General features: G+C 72.6%; 14 protein-coding genes. 12 read left to right on the forward strand and 2 right to left on the reverse strand.

The window, feature by feature from the left end:
* The first annotated feature begins 49 nt into the window (after positions 1-49).
* The 4 genes from mnmA to AC0AIB_RS18575 all read left to right on the forward strand — a co-directional run bounded on the left by mnmA (position 50) and on the right by AC0AIB_RS18575 (position 3,820).
* Positions 50-1,123 (forward strand): tRNA 2-thiouridine(34) synthase MnmA, encoded by a 1,074-nt coding sequence (gene mnmA / locus AC0AIB_RS18560; RefSeq protein WP_328339343.1) that lies wholly within the window; start codon positions 50-52, stop codon positions 1,121-1,123.
* A 78-nt stretch (positions 1,124-1,201) separates the two neighbouring features.
* Positions 1,202-2,209, forward strand: coding sequence for a methionine synthase (locus AC0AIB_RS18565; RefSeq protein ID WP_465097138.1), 1,008 nt, complete (start codon positions 1,202-1,204; stop codon positions 2,207-2,209).
* Positions 2,210-2,244: 35 nt separating this feature from the next.
* Entirely contained in the window at positions 2,245-2,613 is a 369-nt protein-coding gene (locus AC0AIB_RS18570) for a VOC family protein (protein WP_328339341.1), read from the forward strand.
* A gap of 205 nt (positions 2,614-2,818) precedes the next feature.
* Positions 2,819-3,820 (forward strand): ADP-ribosylglycohydrolase family protein, encoded by a 1,002-nt coding sequence (locus AC0AIB_RS18575; protein WP_465097139.1) that lies wholly within the window; start codon positions 2,819-2,821, stop codon positions 3,818-3,820.
* A gap of 20 nt (positions 3,821-3,840) precedes the next feature.
* Here AC0AIB_RS18575 and AC0AIB_RS18580 read toward each other — a convergent pair whose 3' ends face one another.
* The gene (locus AC0AIB_RS18580; protein ID WP_328339338.1) at positions 3,841-4,353 is read right to left on the reverse strand and encodes a type II toxin-antitoxin system PemK/MazF family toxin; all 513 of its coding nucleotides are present in this window, start codon (positions 4,351-4,353) and stop codon (positions 3,841-3,843) included.
* 159 nt (positions 4,354-4,512) lie between these two features.
* Between AC0AIB_RS18580 and ligA the strand changes: the two genes are divergently transcribed.
* The 8 genes from ligA to AC0AIB_RS18620 all read left to right on the forward strand — a co-directional run bounded on the left by ligA (position 4,513) and on the right by AC0AIB_RS18620 (position 17,546).
* Positions 4,513-6,669: an NAD-dependent DNA ligase LigA gene (ligA, locus tag AC0AIB_RS18585; RefSeq protein WP_465097140.1), complete on the forward strand. Its 2,157-nt coding sequence runs from the start codon at positions 4,513-4,515 to the stop codon at positions 6,667-6,669.
* Between the two features lie 259 nt (positions 6,670-6,928).
* Positions 6,929-9,433, forward strand: coding sequence for a putative bifunctional diguanylate cyclase/phosphodiesterase (locus AC0AIB_RS18590; RefSeq protein ID WP_465097141.1), 2,505 nt, complete (start codon positions 6,929-6,931; stop codon positions 9,431-9,433).
* 162 nt (positions 9,434-9,595) lie between these two features.
* On the forward strand, positions 9,596-9,901 hold the full coding sequence (gatC, locus tag AC0AIB_RS18595; RefSeq protein ID WP_067307096.1) for an Asp-tRNA(Asn)/Glu-tRNA(Gln) amidotransferase subunit GatC: 306 nt from the start codon (positions 9,596-9,598) through the stop codon (positions 9,899-9,901).
* A gap of 127 nt (positions 9,902-10,028) precedes the next feature.
* Positions 10,029-11,504 (forward strand): Asp-tRNA(Asn)/Glu-tRNA(Gln) amidotransferase subunit GatA, encoded by a 1,476-nt coding sequence (gene gatA, locus AC0AIB_RS18600; RefSeq protein ID WP_328339328.1) that lies wholly within the window; start codon positions 10,029-10,031, stop codon positions 11,502-11,504.
* A gap of 10 nt (positions 11,505-11,514) precedes the next feature.
* Complete coding sequence (locus tag AC0AIB_RS18605) at positions 11,515-12,906, forward strand: AAA family ATPase (protein ID WP_465097142.1); 1,392 nt, start codon at positions 11,515-11,517, stop codon at positions 12,904-12,906.
* A 23-nt stretch (positions 12,907-12,929) separates the two neighbouring features.
* Positions 12,930-13,535 (forward strand): DUF4276 family protein, encoded by a 606-nt coding sequence (locus tag AC0AIB_RS18610; RefSeq protein ID WP_465097143.1) that lies wholly within the window; start codon positions 12,930-12,932, stop codon positions 13,533-13,535.
* Positions 13,536-13,629: 94 nt separating this feature from the next.
* On the forward strand, positions 13,630-15,129 hold the full coding sequence (gene gatB / locus AC0AIB_RS18615; protein WP_465097144.1) for an Asp-tRNA(Asn)/Glu-tRNA(Gln) amidotransferase subunit GatB: 1,500 nt from the start codon (positions 13,630-13,632) through the stop codon (positions 15,127-15,129).
* 59 nt (positions 15,130-15,188) lie between these two features.
* Positions 15,189-17,546, forward strand: coding sequence for a transketolase-like TK C-terminal-containing protein (locus AC0AIB_RS18620; RefSeq protein WP_465097145.1), 2,358 nt, complete (start codon positions 15,189-15,191; stop codon positions 17,544-17,546).
* A 677-nt stretch (positions 17,547-18,223) separates the two neighbouring features.
* On the opposite strand, the gene AC0AIB_RS18625 is transcribed toward AC0AIB_RS18620, so the two are convergent.
* On the reverse strand, positions 18,224-19,858 hold the full coding sequence (locus tag AC0AIB_RS18625) for a metallophosphoesterase (protein WP_328339322.1): 1,635 nt from the start codon (positions 19,856-19,858) through the stop codon (positions 18,224-18,226).
* Between the last annotated feature and the right edge of the window lie 101 nt (positions 19,859-19,959).

Below are 19,959 nucleotides of genomic sequence, written 5' to 3' on the forward strand. Positions count from 1 at the left end.
GGGCGGGTGGGGTGGGGTGGGTACGCTCGTCGGGGGAAGGGAGCGTGGGGTGAAGGTTCTGGCGGCGATGTCGGGCGGGGTGGACTCCGCCGTCGCGGCGGCGCGGGCGGTGGCGGCCGGACACGACGTGACCGGGGTGCACCTGGCGCTGTCCCGGAATCCGCAGACCTTCCGGACCGGAGCGCGGGGGTGCTGCACGCTGGAGGACTCCCGGGACGCGCGGCGGGCCGCCGACGTGATCGGCATTCCCTTCTACGTGTGGGACATGGCCGAGCGGTTCCACGCCGACGTGGTGGACGACTTCGTCGCCGAGTACGCGGCCGGCCGTACCCCGAATCCGTGTCTGCGGTGCAACGAGAAGATCAAGTTCGCGGCGGTGCTGGACCGGGCCGTGGCCCTGGGCTTCGACGCCGTGGTCACCGGTCACCACGCCCGGCTCGGCCCCGACGGTCTGCTGCGCCGCAGCGTCGACCTCGCCAAGGACCAGTCGTACGTGCTGGCGGTGCTGACCCGCGCGCAGCTCGACCGGTCGGTGTTCCCGCTCGGCGACGCCACCAAGGCGGAGGTGCGTGCCGAGGCGGCCCGCCGTGACCTGGCGGTGGCCGAGAAGCCCGACTCGCACGACATCTGCTTCATCGCCGACGGCGACACCCGGGGCTTCCTGGCCGGGCGGCTCGGCGAGGCACCCGGCGAGGTGGTCGACGCGCTGACCGGTGCGGTGGTCGGCAGTCACACCGGCGCGTACGCCTACACGGTGGGGCAGCGGCGGGGCCTGCACCTGGACCGGCCGGCCCCGGACGGGCGACCGCGTTACGTGCTGTCCATCACCCCGAAGACCAACACGGTCACCGTCGGCCCCGCCGAGGCGCTGGAGGTCTCCCTGGTCCGCGCCACCCGTCCGGTCTGGACCGGTGGCGATTGGCCGACCGGGCCGATCGAGTGCGAGGTGCAGTTGCGGGCGCACGGGGACGTCGTACCGGCCACCGTGACGGTGGACGGCGACACGCTCACCGCCGAGCTGCGCCGACCCGTCCGCGGGGTGGCCGCCGGGCAGGCCGTCGTGGCGTACCGGCCGGACCCGGCCGGGGACGTGGTGCTCGGCTCCGCCACCATCACCGGCTGAGTCGGCGTGTTGCTCGGTTCCGCTACCGCCACCATCACCATCACCGGCTGAGTCGCCGGGGCCGGTTACCCTTCGGCCGTGACCCAACACCAGCTCTGGCCCTGGCCGGCGGGCGCGGCGACCGGCATCGGTTCGCTGCCCGGCACCGACATCGCCGAGGCGCAACGGATCGTCCTCGGTGAACTGCCCGCCCTGCCCCACCTGCCCGAGCTGCCCGCCCGGGGTCCGGGCGCGGACATGATCGGGCGCACCGGAGGGCTGCTCGTGGAGTTGCCGGTCGAGCTGTACGCCGCCCGTTGGCGGATCGCCCCCCGCCCCGGCCGGGACCTGCGTCGCGCCCGTGACCTGCTCGAACGTGACCTCGACCAGCTCGCCGAACAGGCCGAGGCGTACGCCGGGCCGGTGAAGGTGCAGGCGACGGGGCCGTTCACCATGGCCTCGGCGGTGGAGCTGCCGATCGGCGGTCGGCTGCTGCGCGACCCGGGCGCGGTACGGGAGCTGACCGCGTCCCTGGCCGAGGGGCTGCGGTTGCACGTGGCGGCGGTGGCCCGCCGGCTGCCCCGGGCATCGGTGCTGCTCCAGCTCGACGAGCCGTCGCTGCCGGCGACGCTGGCCGGCCGGATCCGCACCGAGAGCGGTCTGGGCACCTACCGGCCGGTGGACACCGCTGTCGCCCGTACCCTGCTCGGCGAGGTGATCACGGCGGCCGGGGTGCCGACCGTGGTGCACTGCTGTGCGTCGGACGTGCCGCTGGAGCTGATCCGCACCGCCGGGGCGGTCGGGGTGTCGCTGGATCTCGCCCTGGTCACCGACCTGGACCCACTGGGTGAGGCGATCGACGCCGGTCTCGGCCTGCTGGCCGGGGTGGCACCGACGCAGCCGCCGTCGGCCGGCCGGGCGCCGACCTCGGCCCAGCTCGCCGATCGGGTACGCGGACTCTGGGACCGCCTCGGTTTTCCGCGCCGCCAACTCGCCGAACAGGTGGTGGTCACCCCGGCGTGCGGGATGGCCGGGGCGACCCCGGAGTACGCCCGGGAGGTGCTCACCGCCTGTCGGGAGGCCGGTCGACGGCTGTACGAGGAGTGAGTTTCCCGTCGTACCCGGTGGGCAGGATGACGGGCATGATTGGAAAACTGCGTTCCGTCGCCATCGACTGTCCCGATCCACGCGCCCTGGCCGGCTTCTATGCCGAACTGCTCGGCCTGCCCCTGGCCGAGGGGGATTCCGAGGGCAACGAGTGGGTGGTGCTCGGCGGTCCGGTCGGGCACCAGCCCCGGCTCGCCTTCCAGCAGGCACCCGACCTGCTTCCCCCGGCCTGGCCCGATCCGGCCCGTCCGCAGCAGTTCCACCTCGACGTAACGGTCGACGACATCGAGGTGGCCGAGAAGGCGGCGCTCGCCCTGGGGGCCCGTCGGCTCCCCGGTGAGGGGGAGGGCTTCCGGGTGTACGCCGACCCGGTGGGCCACCCGTTCTGCCTCTGCTGGGACTGACGCTCCCGCTACCTCTGCTGGGACTGACGCTCCCGCTACCGGGCGGGCGTCGACCGGCGCTACTGTCGCCGGCCGGGCCGCTCTCGGCCTCCGGGGTGGGGAGGTGTGGCGCGACGCGTGTCGCCGCGCCGCTGTCCGGCCCGGTGGCGTCCGGCCCGGTGGCGTCCGGCGTGCCGGGGTGGCGGGGGCGGGGCATGATCGGGTCGTGATCGACTCCTCGCTCCGCCGCGCCTCCGGTTCGCTGTTCGGGCTCGCCTACGGCGATGCGCTGGGCAAGCCGACCGAGTTCCTCTCCGTCCCGGAGATCCACCGCCGGTACGGCCCGGGTGGGCCGCGGGAGCTGGTCGGCGATCCGGTGCTGGTCACCGACGACACCCAGATGGCGCTCGCGGTGGCGTGGGCGCTGCACGATGCGCCCACGCACACCCCGGAGGCGGTCGAACCGCTGCTCCGGCGGCGCTTCCTGGAGTGGGCCGCCAGCCCGGACAACAACCGGGCCCCGGGAATGACCTGCCTGCGGGCGTGCGGCGAGCTGGGTCGCGGGTTGGCCTGGCAGCAGGCGACGGTGATCGACTCCAAGGGGTGCGGTGCCAACATGCGGGTCACCCCGGTCGGGCTGCTCGACGTCGACCTGGACACCCTCGCCGGGCTGTCCCAGCTCCAGGCCGGCCTCACCCACGGTCATCCGACCGGGCTGGCCGCCAGCGAGCTGACCGCGTACGCGGTGCGGTTGCTGCGCGACGGCGCGGCCCCGGCGGAACTGCCCGGCCTGCTGGCGGACCGGGCCCGGGGCGAGCGGCGGACGTACCGGGACGACTGGCTCGGCGACCTGTGGCAGCGTTCCGGCGCGGACTCCCCGGCGGAGTTCATCGCCGGTGGCTGGGACGAGTGCCTGGCGACGCTGGACCGGCTCGACGCCGCGCTGCGTCGGCCCGACGACGGCGGTGACCCGTGCCGGTACACCGGTGAGGGCTGGATCGCCGAGGAGGCGTTGTCCACCGCGCTGCTCTGCGTCCTGGGGCACCCCGACGACCCGGTCGCCGCGATCGGCCGGGGGGCGACCACCGCGGGCGACTCGGACTCGATCGCCGCCCTGGCCGGCGCGTTCCTCGGTGCCGCACACGGGCTGCCCGGCTGGCCGACCGGGTGGTCCACCCGCATCGAGTACGCCGACCAGCTCGCCACCCTCGGCAAGGCCTGGGACTGACGCACCCGGCCCAGAGCGGGTCAGGCGGGGCTGCGTCGTCCGTGCAGTCGCTGGACCTGACGCCACAGGGTCGGGTCGCAGCCGCCGGCCCGGCGGGAGAACGCGTCGGCCGGGATGTGCAGCGGCTCGGCCAGGTCGAGCCAACTGTCGTGCGCGGCGTCCGGATCCCAGTGCCGGGTCGGGATCGGCACGTGGTCGTCCCGGTCGCTCTTGTCCTGGCTGGTGATCTTGAGCACCTCGCCGCCCCGGTCGTCGGCGCGTAACACCAGGCAGGGCCGGACCTTCGAGCCGGTGCCGTCGTGGAACGGCACGTCCGCCCACCAGATGTCACCCGGCCGGGGCGTACCGGCGGGGGTGCGGGGGCGGGGTGGTGCGGTCGGCCGGGCCCGGTCCCGGGGTGGGGTGCCCCGCTCCGGCCGGGTGCGCCCGCCGCCGCTCGACGGTCGGCCACCGCGTCGACGCCATTCGTTCCAGGCCCAGCCGGCGGCGACCGCCAGGACGATCAGCAGCCCCCACCACACCCACTCCGGCATCGGTACCCCGCCTCCATCCGGGCGGCCACCGTGCCGCCGAGGTGCGGCGATCGTCGCACGGCCGGGCGTCGCGCGCCCGTCGGGCGCGGTGGGAGGCACGGATTGTCCCACCGGCCGGTTACGGTGCTCCAGTAGCGTGATCACGGGGAGGTTCGCACGATGTCCGGAGGCGGCAGGGTGTCGGAAGAAGAGATCCCCCAGCAGGTCAGTGCGGCGCAGGAGGAGGCGGCCGGTGGTGAGCCGACCCCCGGGGCGCGGGAGCGGCACGCCACGCTGAGCCAGGAGCTGACCGAGCACCAGTACCGCTACTACGTCCTCGACGCGCCGACGGTTCCCGACGCCGAGTTCGACAGGCAGTTGCGCGAGCTGGAGGCGTTGGAGGCGGAGTACCCGGCCCTGCGCACCCCCGACTCGCCGACGCAGCGGGTCGGCGGCACGTTCTCCACCGACTTCACCCCCGTCACCCACGCCGAGCGGATGCTCTCGCTTGACAACGCGTTCGCCGACGAGGAGTTGGCCGCCTGGGCCGAGCGGGTCGAGCGGGACGCCGGTGGCCCGGTGCCCTACCTGTGCGAGCTCAAGGTCGACGGCCTGGCCATCAACCTGACCTACGAGAAGGGGCGGCTGGTCCGGGCCGCCACCCGGGGCGACGGGCGCACCGGCGAGGACGTCACCGCCAACGTCCGCAGCATCCGCAGCGTGCCGGCCCGGCTCACCCCGTCCGACGAGTTCCCCGACCTCCCGGAGCTGCTTGAGGTACGCGGCGAGATCTACTTCCCGGTGGCCGGCTTCGCCGACCTCAACGCCACCCTGGTCGAGCAGGGTAGGGCCCCGTTCGCCAACCCGCGTAACGCCGCCGCCGGCAGCCTGCGTCAGAAGGACCCCCGGATCACCGCGTCCCGGCCGCTGCGGCTGGTGGTGCACGGCACCGGTGCCCGCACCGGCTTCCGGCCGGCGACCCAGTCCGAGTCGTACGCGGCGCTGAGGGCATGGGGGCTGCCGACCAGTGACCGCTGGCGGGTGGTGCCCGACCTGGCCGGGGTGGCGGAATACATCGCCCACTACGCCGAGCACCGGCACGACGTCGAGCACGAGATCGACGGGGTGGTGGTGAAGGTCGACCCGGTCCCCATCCAGGGTCGGCTCGGCTCGACCAGCCGGGCACCCCGTTGGGCGATCGCCTTCAAATATCCGCCGGAGGAGGTCAACACCAGGCTGCTCGACATCGAGGTCGGCGTCGGGCGGACGGGCCGGATCACCCCGTACGCGGTGCTGGAGCCGGTGCACGTGGCCGGCTCGACGGTCGCCCAGGCCACCCTGCACAACGCCCGCGAGGTCGAGCGCAAGGGCGTACTGATCGGCGACACGGTGGTGCTGCGCAAGGCCGGCGACGTGATCCCCGAGGTGCTCGGCCCGGTGGTCGAGCTGCGTCCCGCCGATGCCCGGCCGTTCGTGATGCCCACCACCTGCCCGTCCTGTGGCACCCCGCTCGCCCCGGCCAAGGAGAGCGACATCGACATCCGCTGCCCCAACTCCCGTAGCTGCCCGGCGCAGCTGCGGGAGCGGGTCTTCCACCTCGCCGGGCGCGGCGGGTTCGACATCGAGGTGCTCGGCTACAAGGGGGCCGCCGCGCTGCTGGACGCCGAGATCATCACCGACGAGGGCGACCTGTTCTCCCTCGACACCGAGCGGCTCGCCCGCTCCCCGTTCTTCGTCAACAAGGACGGCAGCCTCGGCACCAACGCCACCAAACTGCTCGACAACCTCGCCGTGGCCCGGGAACGCGACCTGTGGCGGGTGCTGGTGGCGCTCTCCATCCGGCACGTCGGTCCCACCGCCGCGCAGGCCCTGGCCCGGCACTTCCGCTCGGTCGAGGCGATCGAGGCGGCCGCCGAGGAGGAGCTGTCCTCGGTGGACGGCGTCGGCCCGACCATCGCCGCCAGCATCAAGGAGTGGTTCGCCGTCGACTGGCACCGCGACGTGGTCCGCAAGTGGGCCGAGGCCGGCGTCCGGATGGCCGAGGAGGCGGTCGACGAGGGGCCGCGCCCGCTGGAGGGGATCACCGTGGTGGTGACCGGCACGCTGGCCGGGTTCAGCCGGGACCAGGCGGCCGAGGCGATCCAGAGCCGGGGCGGGAAGGTCACCGGCTCGGTCTCCAAGAAGACCGGCTTCGTGGTGGTGGGCGACAACCCCGGCTCCAAGGCGGACAAGGCGGCCGGGCTCAAGGTGCCGGTGCTCGACGAGGACGGCTTCCGGGTGCTGCTCGACGCCGGCCCGGAGGCGGCCCGGGAGGTGGCCCGGGTCGAGGAGAGCTGACTTCCGGCTCGGGGCATCGGACGACCGTTCGACTCACCGCGATGACCGCTGGGCGCGCAGCCCGGCCCTGCGGCAGCGGGCCCGGTGCGAGCGCCGCCCGCCCTGCTCCACCCATAGGTGAATCTTGGGGTCGTATATCAACTTAGTCACGACTACGACCGATTCGTGGCTGTCGTGCGGGTCCATCGGCCACCAGGGCGTTTCATGGGGGCAGGTGTACGACCGGCGTACACCCTGAAGGGCGTGCCCGGGAGGTGTGATGGAGACCGCCGACCCCCGCAACCGCCTTCCGGCCGAGCGGGAGACGCCGTTCCTGGGTCTCGTCGCCGGGGTGATCGGGCTGGCCGTCGTGGTGTCCGTCCTGCCGCTTGCCGACCTCGCCGAGCGACCGGGCCTGTTGCCGGCGGCGTTCTGGACGATGGCGGTCCTCGCGGTCGGCTGCGACGCCCGCCCCTTCGTGCCCTCGGCACGTCGGCAGACCGCTGCGGTCTTCCCCTCCACCTGCTTCACCTTCGCCATCCTGCTCGGCTGGGGTCTCGGTCCGGCGGTGCTCGTGCAGGCCGTCGCGGTCGCCGTCTCCGGCGTACGGCTGGGGCACGCTCCCTGGCGGACCACCTTCAACGCGGCCCAGTACACCTGCGCGCTCGCCGCCGCGTACCTGGTGCTCCGGCTCGGACCGGGCGGCCTGTTCGACGGCGGCCGGTTGGGCTGGACCGACGTCCTCGCCGTCGGCGGCGCCACGGTCACCTGGTTCGTGGTCAACTACGGTCTGGTCAGCACCGCGCTGCGGCTGCGCTTCGGCGGCCGGTGGTGGCCGGCGGTCCGGCAGGGGTTGCCGTTCGAACTGCTCTCCACCGGTTCGCTGCTGCTGCTCGCCCCGGTCCTGGTCACCGCCGCACGGGCCACCGCCGCACTGATCCCGCTGGTGCTGTTGCCGTTGTTCGCGGTCTACCGGATGGCCCACCTCTCCGACGAGCAGGAGCAACTCGCCGCCCTCGACCCGCTCACCGGTCTGCCCAATCGCAAGGCACTGCTCGCCGAGGTGGCCGAGCAGGTGCACCGGCACGCCGAGCGGGTCGCCAGGGGCGAACCCGGCGCGCAGGTGGCGCTCCTGCTGATCGACCTGGACCGGTTCAAGAACGTCAACGACGCGCTCGGCCACGCGGTCGGCGACCGGTTGCTGGTCGAGGTGGGCGCCCGCCTCGACCAGGTGGTCGACGACCGGGACCTGCTGGCCCGGCTCGGCGGCGACGAGTTCGCCATCGTGGCCGGTGGGCTCGACGGCGTGGACGAGGCCCGGGAGTTGGCCGCCCGGGTGGTCGCCGCGCTGACCGAACCGGTGTCGCTGGACGGCCTGCCGCTGGACGTGGGCGGCTCGATCGGCATCGCGCTCTTCCCCGAGCACGGCGAGGACTACGCCACCCTGATGCGCCATGCCGACGTCGCCATGTACGACGCGAAGCACCGCAACGACACCGTGGCCGTGTACGCCGCCGAGTCCGACCACCACTCGGCCGAGCGGTTGGGGCTCCTGGCCGACCTGCGGCGGGTACTGGAGGCGAGACCGGCGGCCGGGCAGCTCGTGCGGGGCGGCGACGGCGCGGCACTGCCGCCCCGGCTGGCCGCCGGCCCCGGAGGCGAGCACACCCCGCCCGGCGACCCGGGCCAGGGCACCGACCCGGAATCCCGCTCCGGTGGCACGGCTGCGGGCCGGTGGTGGTTGCCCCGCCGACGGCCCCGGCCGACGCCGACGCATCCCGACGAGTTGCTGAACCGGATCCTCACCGGCGCCGACCCGGTCCGCCGCCACAGCGGAACCCCGTCGCGCCGGCCGCCGGCGATGACCTCGGTACCTGTCACCTCCTCCTCGGCCGGAGCGGACGGGAGCGGGACAACCGCTCCGACCGGGCAGGACGACACGCCGCAGGCCCGACCGGCGAAGGCCGGTGACCAGGCAGCGGAGGCCGGTGACCAGGCAGCGGAGGCCGGCGAGATCACCATGTACTACCAACCACAGGTCGCCATCGCCACCGGGGAGGTGGTCGGGGTGGAGGCGCTGTTGCGCTGGCGGCACCCGCGCCGGGGGATGGTCGACCCGGAGGAGCTGATCCGGGTCGCCGAGCAGAGCGCCGTGATGCGCCTGCTCACCTACCGGGTGATCGACGACGTGGTGGCACAGCTCGCGAAGTGGTCGGCGGCCGGGATCACCCTGCGGGCGGCGCTCAACGTCAGCGTCCGCGACCTGCACACCGAGGAGATCGTCGACCGGATCGCCGACCGGCTGACCAGTTGCGGGGTACGCCCGGAACGGCTGCAACTGGAGATCACCGAGGGGGCCCTGATGGCCGACCCCCGGCGGGTGCTCGCCACCATCACCCGGCTGCACCAGCTCGGGGTGGCCATCTCGCTCGACGACTTCGGCACCGGTTACTCGTCGTTGCAGCACCTGCGCCGGCTGCCGCTGTCCGAGGTGAAGGTCGACAGGTCGTTCGTGCTGGGGATGGCCGACGACGCCGACGACGCCGCGATCGTCAGGTCGACGATCGAGCTGGCCGGTGCGCTCGGCCTGCGGGTGGTGGCCGAGGGGGTGGAGGACGAACGGACCTGGCGGCTGCTGCACGCGGCCGGCTGTGACGCCGCGCAGGGCTGGTTCTACGCCCGTCCGATGCCCGCCGACGAACTGGCCGCCTGGCTGGCCCGCTACCGCCCCCTGAGCCCGGTCCCCAGTCCGGACGCCGAGATCCCCCGCCGGCACGCCCGCTGACCGACGGGGGTGGCCTGCCGGCCCGGGTGACGGGCGGAGGGGGAGTCGGAGGCGTCGGGGTGCGCGCAGGACAATAGACTCGCTCCGGTCACCGCGCGTCCTCCCGTCGACGGCGCGGCCGGCACACCCAGACGCAGCAGCACAGTCACGAAGGGGGCACCGATGGCCGCCATCTCCCGCGAGGAGGTCGCGCACCTCGCGCGACTGTCGCGGCTCGCCGTCACCGAGGAGGAGCTGGACACCTTCGCCGGCCAGCTGGACGTGATCCTCCAGTCGGTCGCGCAGGTCGGCGAGGTGACGGCGGCGGACATCCCGCCGACCTCCCACTCGGTGCCGCTGACCAACGTGCTCCGCGAGGACGTGGTGGTGCCCGGACTGACCCCGCAGGAGGCGCTGTCGGGCGCCCCCGACGTCGCCGAGCAGCGGTTCCGCGTACCGCGGATCCTGGACGAGGACGTGGCGTCGTGACCGGGTGTGAGGTTGACACCGGGCGCGGTGCGGCCGGGTGTGATCCGGTGACCGGGCGGGGCAAGCGAATCATCGAGCACAGTGCGCCGGGTGCCCGGAGCGCCGGTGAGCGGAGCGAGGCGACGGCATGACCGACCTGACCAGAATGACCGCGACCGACCTGGCCGGGCTGGTGGCCGCCGGGGAGACCTCCGCCGTCGAGGTGACCCGGGCCCACCTGGACCGGATCGCCGCCGTCGACGACCGGGTGCACGCGTTTCTGCACGTCGACACCGAGGGGGCGCTGGCCGCCGCCCGCGCGGTCGACGAGCGCCGGGCCGCCGGTGAGGAGCTGGGTCCGCTGGCCGGGGTGCCGGTGGCGGTGAAGGACGTGCTCACCACGAAGGGCGTGCCGACCACCGTCGGCTCGAAGATCCTGGAAGGCTGGCGCCCGCCGTACGACGCGACGATCGTGCAGCGGCTGCGCGCGGCGGGCACGGTGATGCTCGGCAAGACCAACATGGACGAGTTCGCGATGGGCTCCTCCACCGAGTACTCGGCGTACGGCCCGACCCACAACCCGTGGGACACCGACCGGATCCCGGGCGGCTCGGGCGGGGGCAGCGCCGCCGCGCTGGCCGCGTACGAGGCGCCGCTGGCCATCGGCTCCGACACGGGTGGCTCGATCCGTCAGCCCGGCGCGGTCACCGGCACCGTGGGCGCGAAGCCCACCTACGGCGGCACCTCCCGGTACGGCCTGGTCGCGTTCTCCTCCTCCCTGGACACCCCCGGCCCGTGCGCCCGGACCGTGCTCGACGCGGCCCTGCTGCACCAGGTCATCGGCGGGCACGACCCGCGCGACTCCACCTCCATCCCGCAGCCGGTGCCGGACGTGGTGGCCGCCGCGAGGCAGGGTGCGACAGGTGACCTGACCGGGGTGAAGCTCGGCATCGTCAAGGAGTTCACCGGTGAGGGTGCGGAGCCGGGCGTGATGGCCGCGTTCCGCGATTCGGTGGACACCCTGGCCAAGCTGGGCGCCGAGATCGTCGAGGTGTCCTGCCCGCACTTCCGGTACGCGCTGCCGGCGTACTACCTGATCGCGCCGAGCGAGTGCTCCTCCAACCTGGCCCGCTTCGACGGGGTCCGGTTCGGGCTGCGGGTCGGCGACGACGGCAACCGGTCGCTGGAGGAGGTCATGTCGCTGACCCGGGAGGCCGGTTTCGGCCCCGAGGTCAAGCGGCGGATCATGGTCGGCACGTACGCGCTCTCCTCGGGCTACTACGACGCCTACTACGGCCAGGCACAGAAGGTGCGTACCCTGATCACCAGGGACTTCACCACGGCGTTCACGCAGGTGGACGCGCTGATCTCGCCCACCACGCCGTTCGTGGCGTTCCCGATCGGGGCGCGCACCGCCGACCCGTACCAGATGTACCTGGCCGACCTGTTCACCATCCCGACGAACCTCTACGGCGGGCCGGGCATCTCGGTGCCGTGCGGCCTGTCCGAGGGGCTGCCCGTCGGTCTGCAGGTGATGGCCCCGACGATGGCCGACGACCGGATGTACCGGGTCGCCGCCGCGCTGGAGTCCGTGGTCGGCACGTTCACCCCACCGGCACTGTGAGGCGGGCGGGATGCTGACGCGAATCGAGATCGACGGTTTCAAGTCGTTCCGCGACTTCTCGTTGGACATCCCGCCCTTTCTCGTGATCATCGGACGGAACGCGGCGGGCAAGTCGAACCTCTTCGACGCCATCCAGTTCCTGAGCAGGTTGGCCGGTGATCCCGTCCTGGAAGCCGCCCAGCACATGCGGGGCGATGTCGCGGACCTTTTCCACAAGCACACCGACGGCACGTCGGTGGAGCTGATGTCGTTCGCGGTCGAGGTGTTGCTGGGCCGCTCGGTCACCGACGCCTTCGGTGACACCGCCGAGGTCAACCACTCGCGGCTCCGTTACGAGCTGGCCATCGAACTTCGATCGACGGGTAGCAGCGGGACGCAGCGCCCGTACGTCGTCCGTGAGTCGGTGCGGCGAATCCGGCGCGCGGGCGACACCTGGATGGAGAAGTTCACCGCGGAGCAGCGACGGCGGTTGGCGGTCTATCGAACGGGTGCCGATCCGTTGGAGACCGAGCAGGACGACCAGGGGCGGCCGGTCTTCAGCATCAGGCAGCAGGGCAACCAGGGACGGAAGCGGAAGCTCCCGGCCACGGCGGCCACTGCCACGGTGCTGTCCAGTCTGACGACCGCCACCGACTTTCCGCTGCTCTATGCGCTCAAGCGGGAGATGCAGTCGTGGCGGCTGCTGCACCTCGACCCGAGTGCCCTGCGCGCCCCGGATTCCTACGACGATCCTGACAGCCTGTCCGCCAACGGCGGACACCTTGCCAACACCCTCCGCAGGCTGGCGGACGAGACAGGCAGCCCGGACCGACCCGAGGGTGCCCTGAACGATCTCTCGGCCGACCTGGCAGCCGTCATTCCCGGCGTTGTCCGGGTGCGGTTGACCGAGGACGACGCGCGTCGGCAACGTCAGGTGGAGGTGATCACGCGGGAGGAGGCACCGTTCTCGGCCCGGGTGGCCTCGGACGGCACCCTCCGGGCGATCGCGCTGTTGGCGGCGCTCTACGATCCGCGCGGCGCGGGACTCATCTGCTTCGAGGAGCCGGAGAACGGCATCTTCCCGCAGCGCCTCGCGCAGTTCGTCAGATACCTCAGGACCCTGGTCGAAAGGGCGTTGGCAGCCGGCAACGATGGCACCGCGTTGACTCAGTTGGTGCTGAGCAGCCATTCGCCGGCGATTCTGCGGGCGCTGGAGCCCGCGCAGGCACACGTGCGCTCCGATGCGGTGTTCATGGATGTGGTGAGCCGGGTCCAGCGCGGCACGGCGCGTAGCCGGGTCAGCCGTTGGCGGTCGATCGCCGGTGCGCAGCAACTGACGATCGAGGACGCGCTGGACGTCGGCAGCGTGGTGAGCCCGCGGGAGATCGCCGAGTTCGAGGTGATGGCGGAGTTGGACACCTGATGCGGTACCTCACCTCCGCGCTGGTGTCCGAGGGCGTCACCGACGACCAGTTCCTGCCGAGGCTGCTGGCCAGGGCACTTACTGAGATCTGCCAATCGGAGTTCGAGGACGCGGTCGAGGTCGCCGACGTCCAGCCCCTGCGCGACCGGAAGGGTCCGTGCTCGACGGCGGATGTGATCAGGCTCGTCGAGCAGAATCCCGCCAGCTTCTCGCTCATCTTCTTCCACCACGACCAGGGTGCCAGCGCAGACCGGGTCGCCGCCGAGTGGCTGCGTCCGCTGCGGCAGCTGTGGGGAGATCGCGCAGAGCAACTGATCGCCGTGGTGCCGGTCCGCGAGACGGAGGCCTGGCTGTTGACCGACGGCGACGCGCTGCGCACCGCGCTCGGCGTCCGGTGGACGGATGCGGAGATGGGGCTGCCCGCGCAGCCGAGACGCGTGGAGCGCATCGCCGACCCCAAGAAGGTGCTCAACGACATCATGGGCCGGGTCAGTCGTTCCACCACCGATCACTTCGGCCAGCTGGGGGAACTGGTCTCCCTGGCCAGGCTCGATGATGTTCCGGCCTACCGGCAGTGGTGGTCCGACACGCTGGACGCGCTGACGCGGCTGGGCTACCGGCGAGCCTGACCAACGGCGAGGGGGATCGAAACCCGGGGGTGGGGCGGCTAGGCAACCCCATTAGGCTGGACGGGTTCTGTCCGGATCGCGCCTGGAGCGTCTCATGACCACGACACTGCCCGCGTACGACGAGGTCGTTGCGCGTTACGAGCCGGTGATCGGCCTGGAGACCCACGTCGAGCTGGGCACGAACACCAAGATGTTCTGCGGCTGCCCGACCGACTTCGGCGGCGAGCCCAACACCCGGGTCTGCCCGGTCTGCCTCGGCCTGCCCGGCTCGTTGCCGGTGGCCAACAAGGCGGCCATCGAGGCGACCATCCGGATCGGCCTGGCGCTGAACTGCTCCATCGCCGAGTGGTGCCGGTTCGCCCGGAAGAACTACTTCTACCCGGACATGCCGAAGGACTTCCAGATCAGCCAGTACGACGAGCCGCTGTGCGCCGACGGCTACCTGGACGTCGAGGTCGACGGCGAGCTGGTGCGGATCGGCATCGAGCGGGTGCACCTGGAGGAGGACACCGGCAAGACGCTGCACGTCGGCGGGGCCACCGGCCGGATCCACGGCGCGACCGAGTCGCTTGTCGACTACAACCGGGCCGGCATTCCGCTGGTGGAGATCGTCACGAAGCCGGTCCCCGGCATCGGTGCGCTCGCCCCCGAGGTGGCGAAGGCGTACGTCACCGAGCTGCGGGACGTGCTGCGCTCGTTGGGTGTCTCCGACGTACGGATGGAGGAGGGGTCGCTGCGTTGCGACGTCAACACCTCCCTCAACCTGCCCGGTCAGGAGTGGGGCACCCGCACCGAGACCAAGAACGTCAACTCGTTGCGGTCGGTGGAGCGGGCGGTCCGTTCGGAGATCCTGCGGCAGGCGTCGGTGCTCGACGCGGGGGGCCGGATCACCCAGGAGACCCGGCACTTCCACGAGGACACCGGGGACACCACGCCGGGCCGGTCCAAGGAGACCGCCACCGACTACAGGTACTTCCCGGAGCCGGACCTGGTGCCGCTCGCCCCGGACACCGCCTGGGTGGCCGAGCTGAAGGCGGCCCTGCCGGAGCTGCCCCGGCTGCACCGTCGCCGGCTCCAGGAGCAGTGGGGCCTGTCCGACCTCGACATGCAGTCGGTGCTCAACGCCGGCGCGGTCGAGCTGATCGAGGCGACCGTGGCCGCCGGCACCACCCCGGCGGCGGCCCGCAAGTGGTGGCTGGGCGAGCTGTCCCGCCGGGCCAACGAGACAGGTGTGGAGCTGGCCGACATCGGGGCCACCCCGGCGCAGGTCGCCGAGCTCCAGGGGCTTGTCGACGCGGGCAAGCTCAACGACAAGCTGGCCCGTACGGTGCTGGAGGGTGTGGTCGACGGTGAGGGTTCGCCTACCGAGATCATGACCAGCCGGGGCCTGGAGGTGGTCTCCGACACCGGCGCGCTCACCGCCGCCGTGGACGAGGCGATCGCCGCCAACCCGGGCATCGCCGACAAGATCCGCAGCGGCAAGGTCGCCGCCGCCGGTGCGCTGGTCGGCGCGGTGATGAAGGCCACCCGTGGCCAGGCCGACGCCAAGACCCTCCGTGACCTGATCCTGGAGCGCCTCGGCGTCCAGGGCTGACACCAGCGCGACACACCCCCGCCCGAGGGCGTCAACGGCGACGCCCGGATGGAGTGACCGTGAACGAGCACGACCTCGACGTCCTCGACGAGATCCAGCAACGGGTGCTGTGGCTCGCCACCCGGATCGTGGACGCGGCCAACCACGACCGGGACACCGGCGACGGGGTGAAGGTCGGTGGGCACCAGGCGTCCAGCGCCTCCCTGGTCACCGCGATGACCGCGCTCTGGTTCGCCCACCTGGACGCCGAGGACCGGGTGGCGGTCAAGCCGCACGCCTCCCCGGTGTTCCACGCGATCCAGTACCTGCTGGGCAACCTGGACCGGTCCTACCTGCCGACGCTGCGGGCGCGGGGCGGCCTGCAGTCGTACCCGTCGCGGACCAAGGACCCGGACGAGGTCGACTTCTCCACCGGTTCGGTCGGGTTGGGGGCGGCGGCGCCGTTGTTCGCGGCGGTGACCCGCCGCTATGTCGACGCCCACTTCGGTGCCCGCCCGCACTCCCGGTTCGTCGCGTTGATCGGCGACGCCGAGCTGGACGAGGGGAACATCTGGGAGGCGGTCGCCGACCCGGCCACCACCGGCCTGGGCAACGTGATGTGGCTCGTCGACTTCAACAGGCAGTCGCTGGACCGGGTGGTGCCCGGCATCCGGATCGACCAGTGGCGGGGGCAGTTCGAGGCCGCCGGTTGGCACGTCGTGGAGGTCAAGTACGGCCGCCGGTTGGCGCAGGCATACGCCCGGCCGGGCGGTGCGGCACTGCGCGACTGGATCGACCGGATGCCGAACGAGCAGTACCAGTCGCTGTTCGGGCTGACCGGGCCGGTGCTGCGGAAGCAGTTCCTGGACGGTGCGCCGGCCGGCATCGACGAGTTCATCGCCGACCTCACCGACGAGGAGTTGGCCCCGCTCGTCACCGACCTGGGCGGGCACGACCTGCAGGCGATGCTCGACGCGTACGCCCAGTGCGACGCGGTGACCGACCGGCCCAGCGTCGTCTTCGCGTACACCGTGAAGGGGTGGGGGTTGCCGCTCGCCGGCAATCCGCGCAACCATTCGGCGCTGCTCTCCACCGCGCAGGTCGACGCGCTGCGCACGGCGCACGGCCTGACCAGCGCGACCGAGTGGGACCGGCTCGACCCGGCGAGCCCGGCCGGCATCCGGGCCGGCGCGCGCCGCGAGGCGCTGGCCCGCGCGCCCCGCCACCGGTCGCTGGGAGTCACCGTCCCCGAGACCACCGGGGTACGCACGAACAAGCCGATCTCCACCCAGGAGGCCTTCGGCCGGGTGCTGGTGGAACTGGCCCGGGACCCACAGGTGGCGCCCTACCTGGTCACCACCGCGCCGGACGTGGCCACCTCCACCAACCTCGCCGGGTTCCTCAACAAGACCGGGGTGTTCGCCCCGACCGAGCGGCGTTCCTGGTCGGAGGACCGGATGCTGCGTTGGACGGAGAGCCCCACCGGGCAGCACATCGAGCTGGGCATCTCCGAGATGAACCTGTTCCTGCTGCTGGGTCAGCTCGGCCTGTCCTGGGACCTGTCCGGGCAGCCGCTGCTGCCGGTCGGCACGGTCTACGACCCGTTCGTGCTGCGCGGGCTGGACGCGTTCCTCTACGGCACCTACTCGGGTTCCCGGTTCGTGGTGGCCGGCACCCCGTCGGGCATCACCCTGGCCCCGGAGGGCGGTGCCCACCAGTCGACCATCACCGCCTCCGTCGGCCTGGAACTGCCCGGCGTGACCTTCTGCGAACCGGCGTACGCGACCAGCCTCGACTGGCTGCTCTGCGACGCGTTCGGCCAGATCGCGCAGGGTGCCGCGCCGGCTGCCACCGCCGCGCCGGCCGAGGACGGGGCGTACTACTTCCGGCTGAGCACCCGCCCGCTGGACCAGGCGCCGTTCGAGGCGGCCCAGGCCCGCCTCGGCGACGCGGTGCTGCGCCGGCAGGTGGTCGCCGGGGCGTACCGGCTGGTGGACGCGCACCAGGCGTACCCGCATCTGGTGGACGCGCCGGTGGTGACCCTGGCCGCCTCGGGGGCGGTGCTGCCGGAGGCGCTCGCTGCCGCCGCCGAGCTGGCCGAGGAGGGCATCGCCGCGCACGTGGTCGACGTGACCAGCCTGGACCGGCTGTACCGGGCCTGGCAGCGCACCCTGCGCCAGGGCGTGCGCACCGCGACCGTGCCGAGCGTCCCCGGTGCGTTGCGGGCGGCTTTCGGGGACCGTGCCCCGCTGGTGACCGTGCACGATGCCGCCTCGCACGCGATGGCCTGGCTCGGCTCGGCGCTCGGAGTGCCGGCGGTGCCGCTCGGGGTGGACGAGTTCGGCCAGTCCGGCAGCGTCCGCGAGCTGTACGAACTGCACGACCTGCTCCCCGGCAGCATCGTCAACGCCGCCCTGGCCGCCCTGTCCCTACGCTGACCCACCCCCACCCCCACCCGCCACCCGCGCCCCGCCCCTGTCCCCGTTCCCTTTCCCGCGCTGAGCTTCGTCGCGCGTCCTTCGGCCCTGGGCCGGGTGTGCCGCGTCGACGGCCCAGGCCGAGGCCCAGTCCCAGGGCGCGTCCAGGTTTCCGGCCCGGTGTTCTCTCGCAACCCCTCGGTCCCGCGTTCTCGTGCGGCCAACGACGCAGGGCCGGAGTTTCTGCCCTCGATCCCAGCCACCCCGACATAGATGCCGTCTCTGCATTGGTAACGCTCCGTGTAGGAAACGGCCTGCGTTATCGCAAATTACCCTGCGTGCTCGCTCGGGGGGTCCACCCGTCCCCGGTTTGCATCCTTTGCTCTGCTGCCATCTAAGCGACAGAGCGCTGAGCAGCGCCTATCTTGATCCCTCGTTTACGCGATGGGCTTCGACGTCACTACAATCTGTCACTGTCGCTCTCAGGGCAGCAGAGCAAAGTGGCCGAGTGGAGATAGGTGGGGCCGGTCCGAGCGTCGCTCTGAGTGACTGAGTGGGTGGTTTTCAGGCGGGCGGGCGCAGTCCGCCCGTCCGCCGACACCGCCCGATCCGACCCGTCAGGCCTGAGTCGACTCGCCGGGCCCGCCCGCCGGGCCGGCCTGGCCCACCGGAGGGCCAAGATTCTGGGTAGTGGTGGGTCAGCGGGTCGGGCCGGGCGACGGCGACGTGGGGGGCGGGCCCGTCCCGGAGGTGGACGGGGACTCCGTTGCGCCCCGCGTCGGGGTCGGGGTGACGGGAACGTCGGCGCCCTTCGCTGGTTCCCGGATCACGTGACGTTCCAGGTTCACCTGGGCCTGACCGGTGCCGCCGACGGTGATGTCGTCGTACGCCTGGAGCAGTTTCTGCTGGTCGAAGTAGAGCACCGTCATCGACAGCGGGGTGGGCTTCTCGCCCTCCAGGCCGCGCAGCCCGGCGCCGCCGGTGGAGCCCTCCACCATCAACTGGGTGGGTTGCTGGCCGGCCACCTGCGGCAGCTTCGACACCTGCCGGGAGTGGGTGTGCCCGGCCAGCACCAGCGGGCAGGTGCCGGAGAGCGGCCCGGCCGAGGCCGGGTCGTGCACCAGCGCGACGTTCACCTGGCGCGGCGAGCTGCGGACCGTGGCGGCGAGCGTCTCGCCGGCCCCGATGACCTGGTCGGCGACCTGCGCGGTGAGGCCGCTGCCGGCGGGTGACGTCTCCTTGTCCGGGGTGAACCGGGGGTCACCGATGCCGGCGATGGTCAGCCCGGCCACGGTGGTGGTCGAGTTGTTCAGTACGACCGCGTTCGGTTGGCGGGCCACCGCCGCGGCAGTCCTGGGCGAGTCGTGGTTGCCCCGGATATAGACGTACGGCTTCTTGAGCAGGCCGATCGAGCCGACGTAGGACGCCTCGGGCTCGCTGCCCCAGTCGGTCAGGTCGCCGGTGTCGATCACCACGTCGATGCCGAACTGCTCGACCACGGTGCGGATCAGCTGCCAGCCGGTCGGGTTGAGGTGCATGTCGGAGACGTGCAGCACCCGGGTGGTGCCCGGCGCCGGTTCGTACACCGGCAGCGCCGAGACCGTGGTGTAGAGCTGACTGACGTTGCCCACCAACCGTTGCAACTGCTCGGCGTAGCGGCTGTAGTCGTTGGCGATCCGGCGCGCGTCACCGACGATCGCGGGGGCGTTGACGAGCAGTCCCTCGTACCGGGGCTCCTCGATGGCCTGCGGGCGCAGGGTGCCCGCCGCCAGCCCCAGGCTGCCGGCGGTCACCACCAGGGCCAGCCCGCCGGCCCACGCGGTACGCCGGGTGTCCCGGAAGACCAGCGCGGCCAGCAGCAGGGTGACCAGCACCGCACCGCCGAGGGTACGCAGCCCGAGCCGGAGCACCCCGTTGCGGACGTCCGTCACCGCCGACTGGCTGGCCCGGCTGATGCTCGCCGGGTCGTCGATCAACGCTTCGGTCTTGCGCTGGTCCAGCGCGCCGAGGCCGACCGTCAGGTGGGTCGGGCCCTGGTGGCTGTCGAGCTGCAGCGCGCCCAGCGGGGGGATGTCGACAGTGGTCCCGCCCCGGACCGCCGGAGCCAGGGTCAGATCGGCGCGGAACGGGCCGATGTCGGTGCTGACCCGGCCGGCGGCGAACACCCCGATGACCGTTCCGGTCAGGGCGACCAGCAGCACCGCCAGCACCACGCCGACCCGCCGGGCCTGCCCCGACCGGCCGGCCGGCCACCAGGTGCGCCGGCGCCGCTCACGCCGGGTGGGGGTGTCCGTTTCCCCGGGCCCGCGCTGCTCGTTCTCCTGACCGTCCATGCTGAGATTGTGACCTGCCCAGTGAAAGATCTTGGCAAACCCGCCCGACGGGCGGCCGATCCGCCCGGTACCTGCCCCGCTGTCCGGCCTGCCGGCGTGTC

Source organism: Micromonospora sp. DSM 43699 (genome assembly GCF_055517075.1).

Bases quoted from the DNA above. Each gene is read 5' to 3' on its own strand.
- AC0AIB_RS18570 (WP_328339341.1), top strand. From the start codon at position 2,245: ATGATTGGAAAACTGCGTTCCGTCGCCATCGACTGTCCCGATCCACGC.
- AC0AIB_RS18580 (WP_328339338.1), bottom strand. From the start codon at position 4,353: ATGCCGGAGTGGGTGTGGTGGGGGCTGCTGATCGTCCTGGCGGTCGCC.
- ligA (WP_465097140.1), top strand. From the start codon at position 4,513: ATGTCCGGAGGCGGCAGGGTGTCGGAAGAAGAGATCCCCCAGCAGGTC.
- AC0AIB_RS18590 (WP_465097141.1), top strand. From the start codon at position 6,929: ATGGAGACCGCCGACCCCCGCAACCGCCTTCCGGCCGAGCGGGAGACG.
- gatC (WP_067307096.1), top strand. From the start codon at position 9,596: ATGGCCGCCATCTCCCGCGAGGAGGTCGCGCACCTCGCGCGACTGTCG.
- gatA (WP_328339328.1), top strand. From the start codon at position 10,029: ATGACCGACCTGACCAGAATGACCGCGACCGACCTGGCCGGGCTGGTG.
- AC0AIB_RS18605 (WP_465097142.1), top strand. From the start codon at position 11,515: ATGCTGACGCGAATCGAGATCGACGGTTTCAAGTCGTTCCGCGACTTC.
- gatB (WP_465097144.1), top strand. From the start codon at position 13,630: ATGACCACGACACTGCCCGCGTACGACGAGGTCGTTGCGCGTTACGAG.
- AC0AIB_RS18625 (WP_328339322.1), bottom strand. From the start codon at position 19,858: ATGGACGGTCAGGAGAACGAGCAGCGCGGGCCCGGGGAAACGGACACC.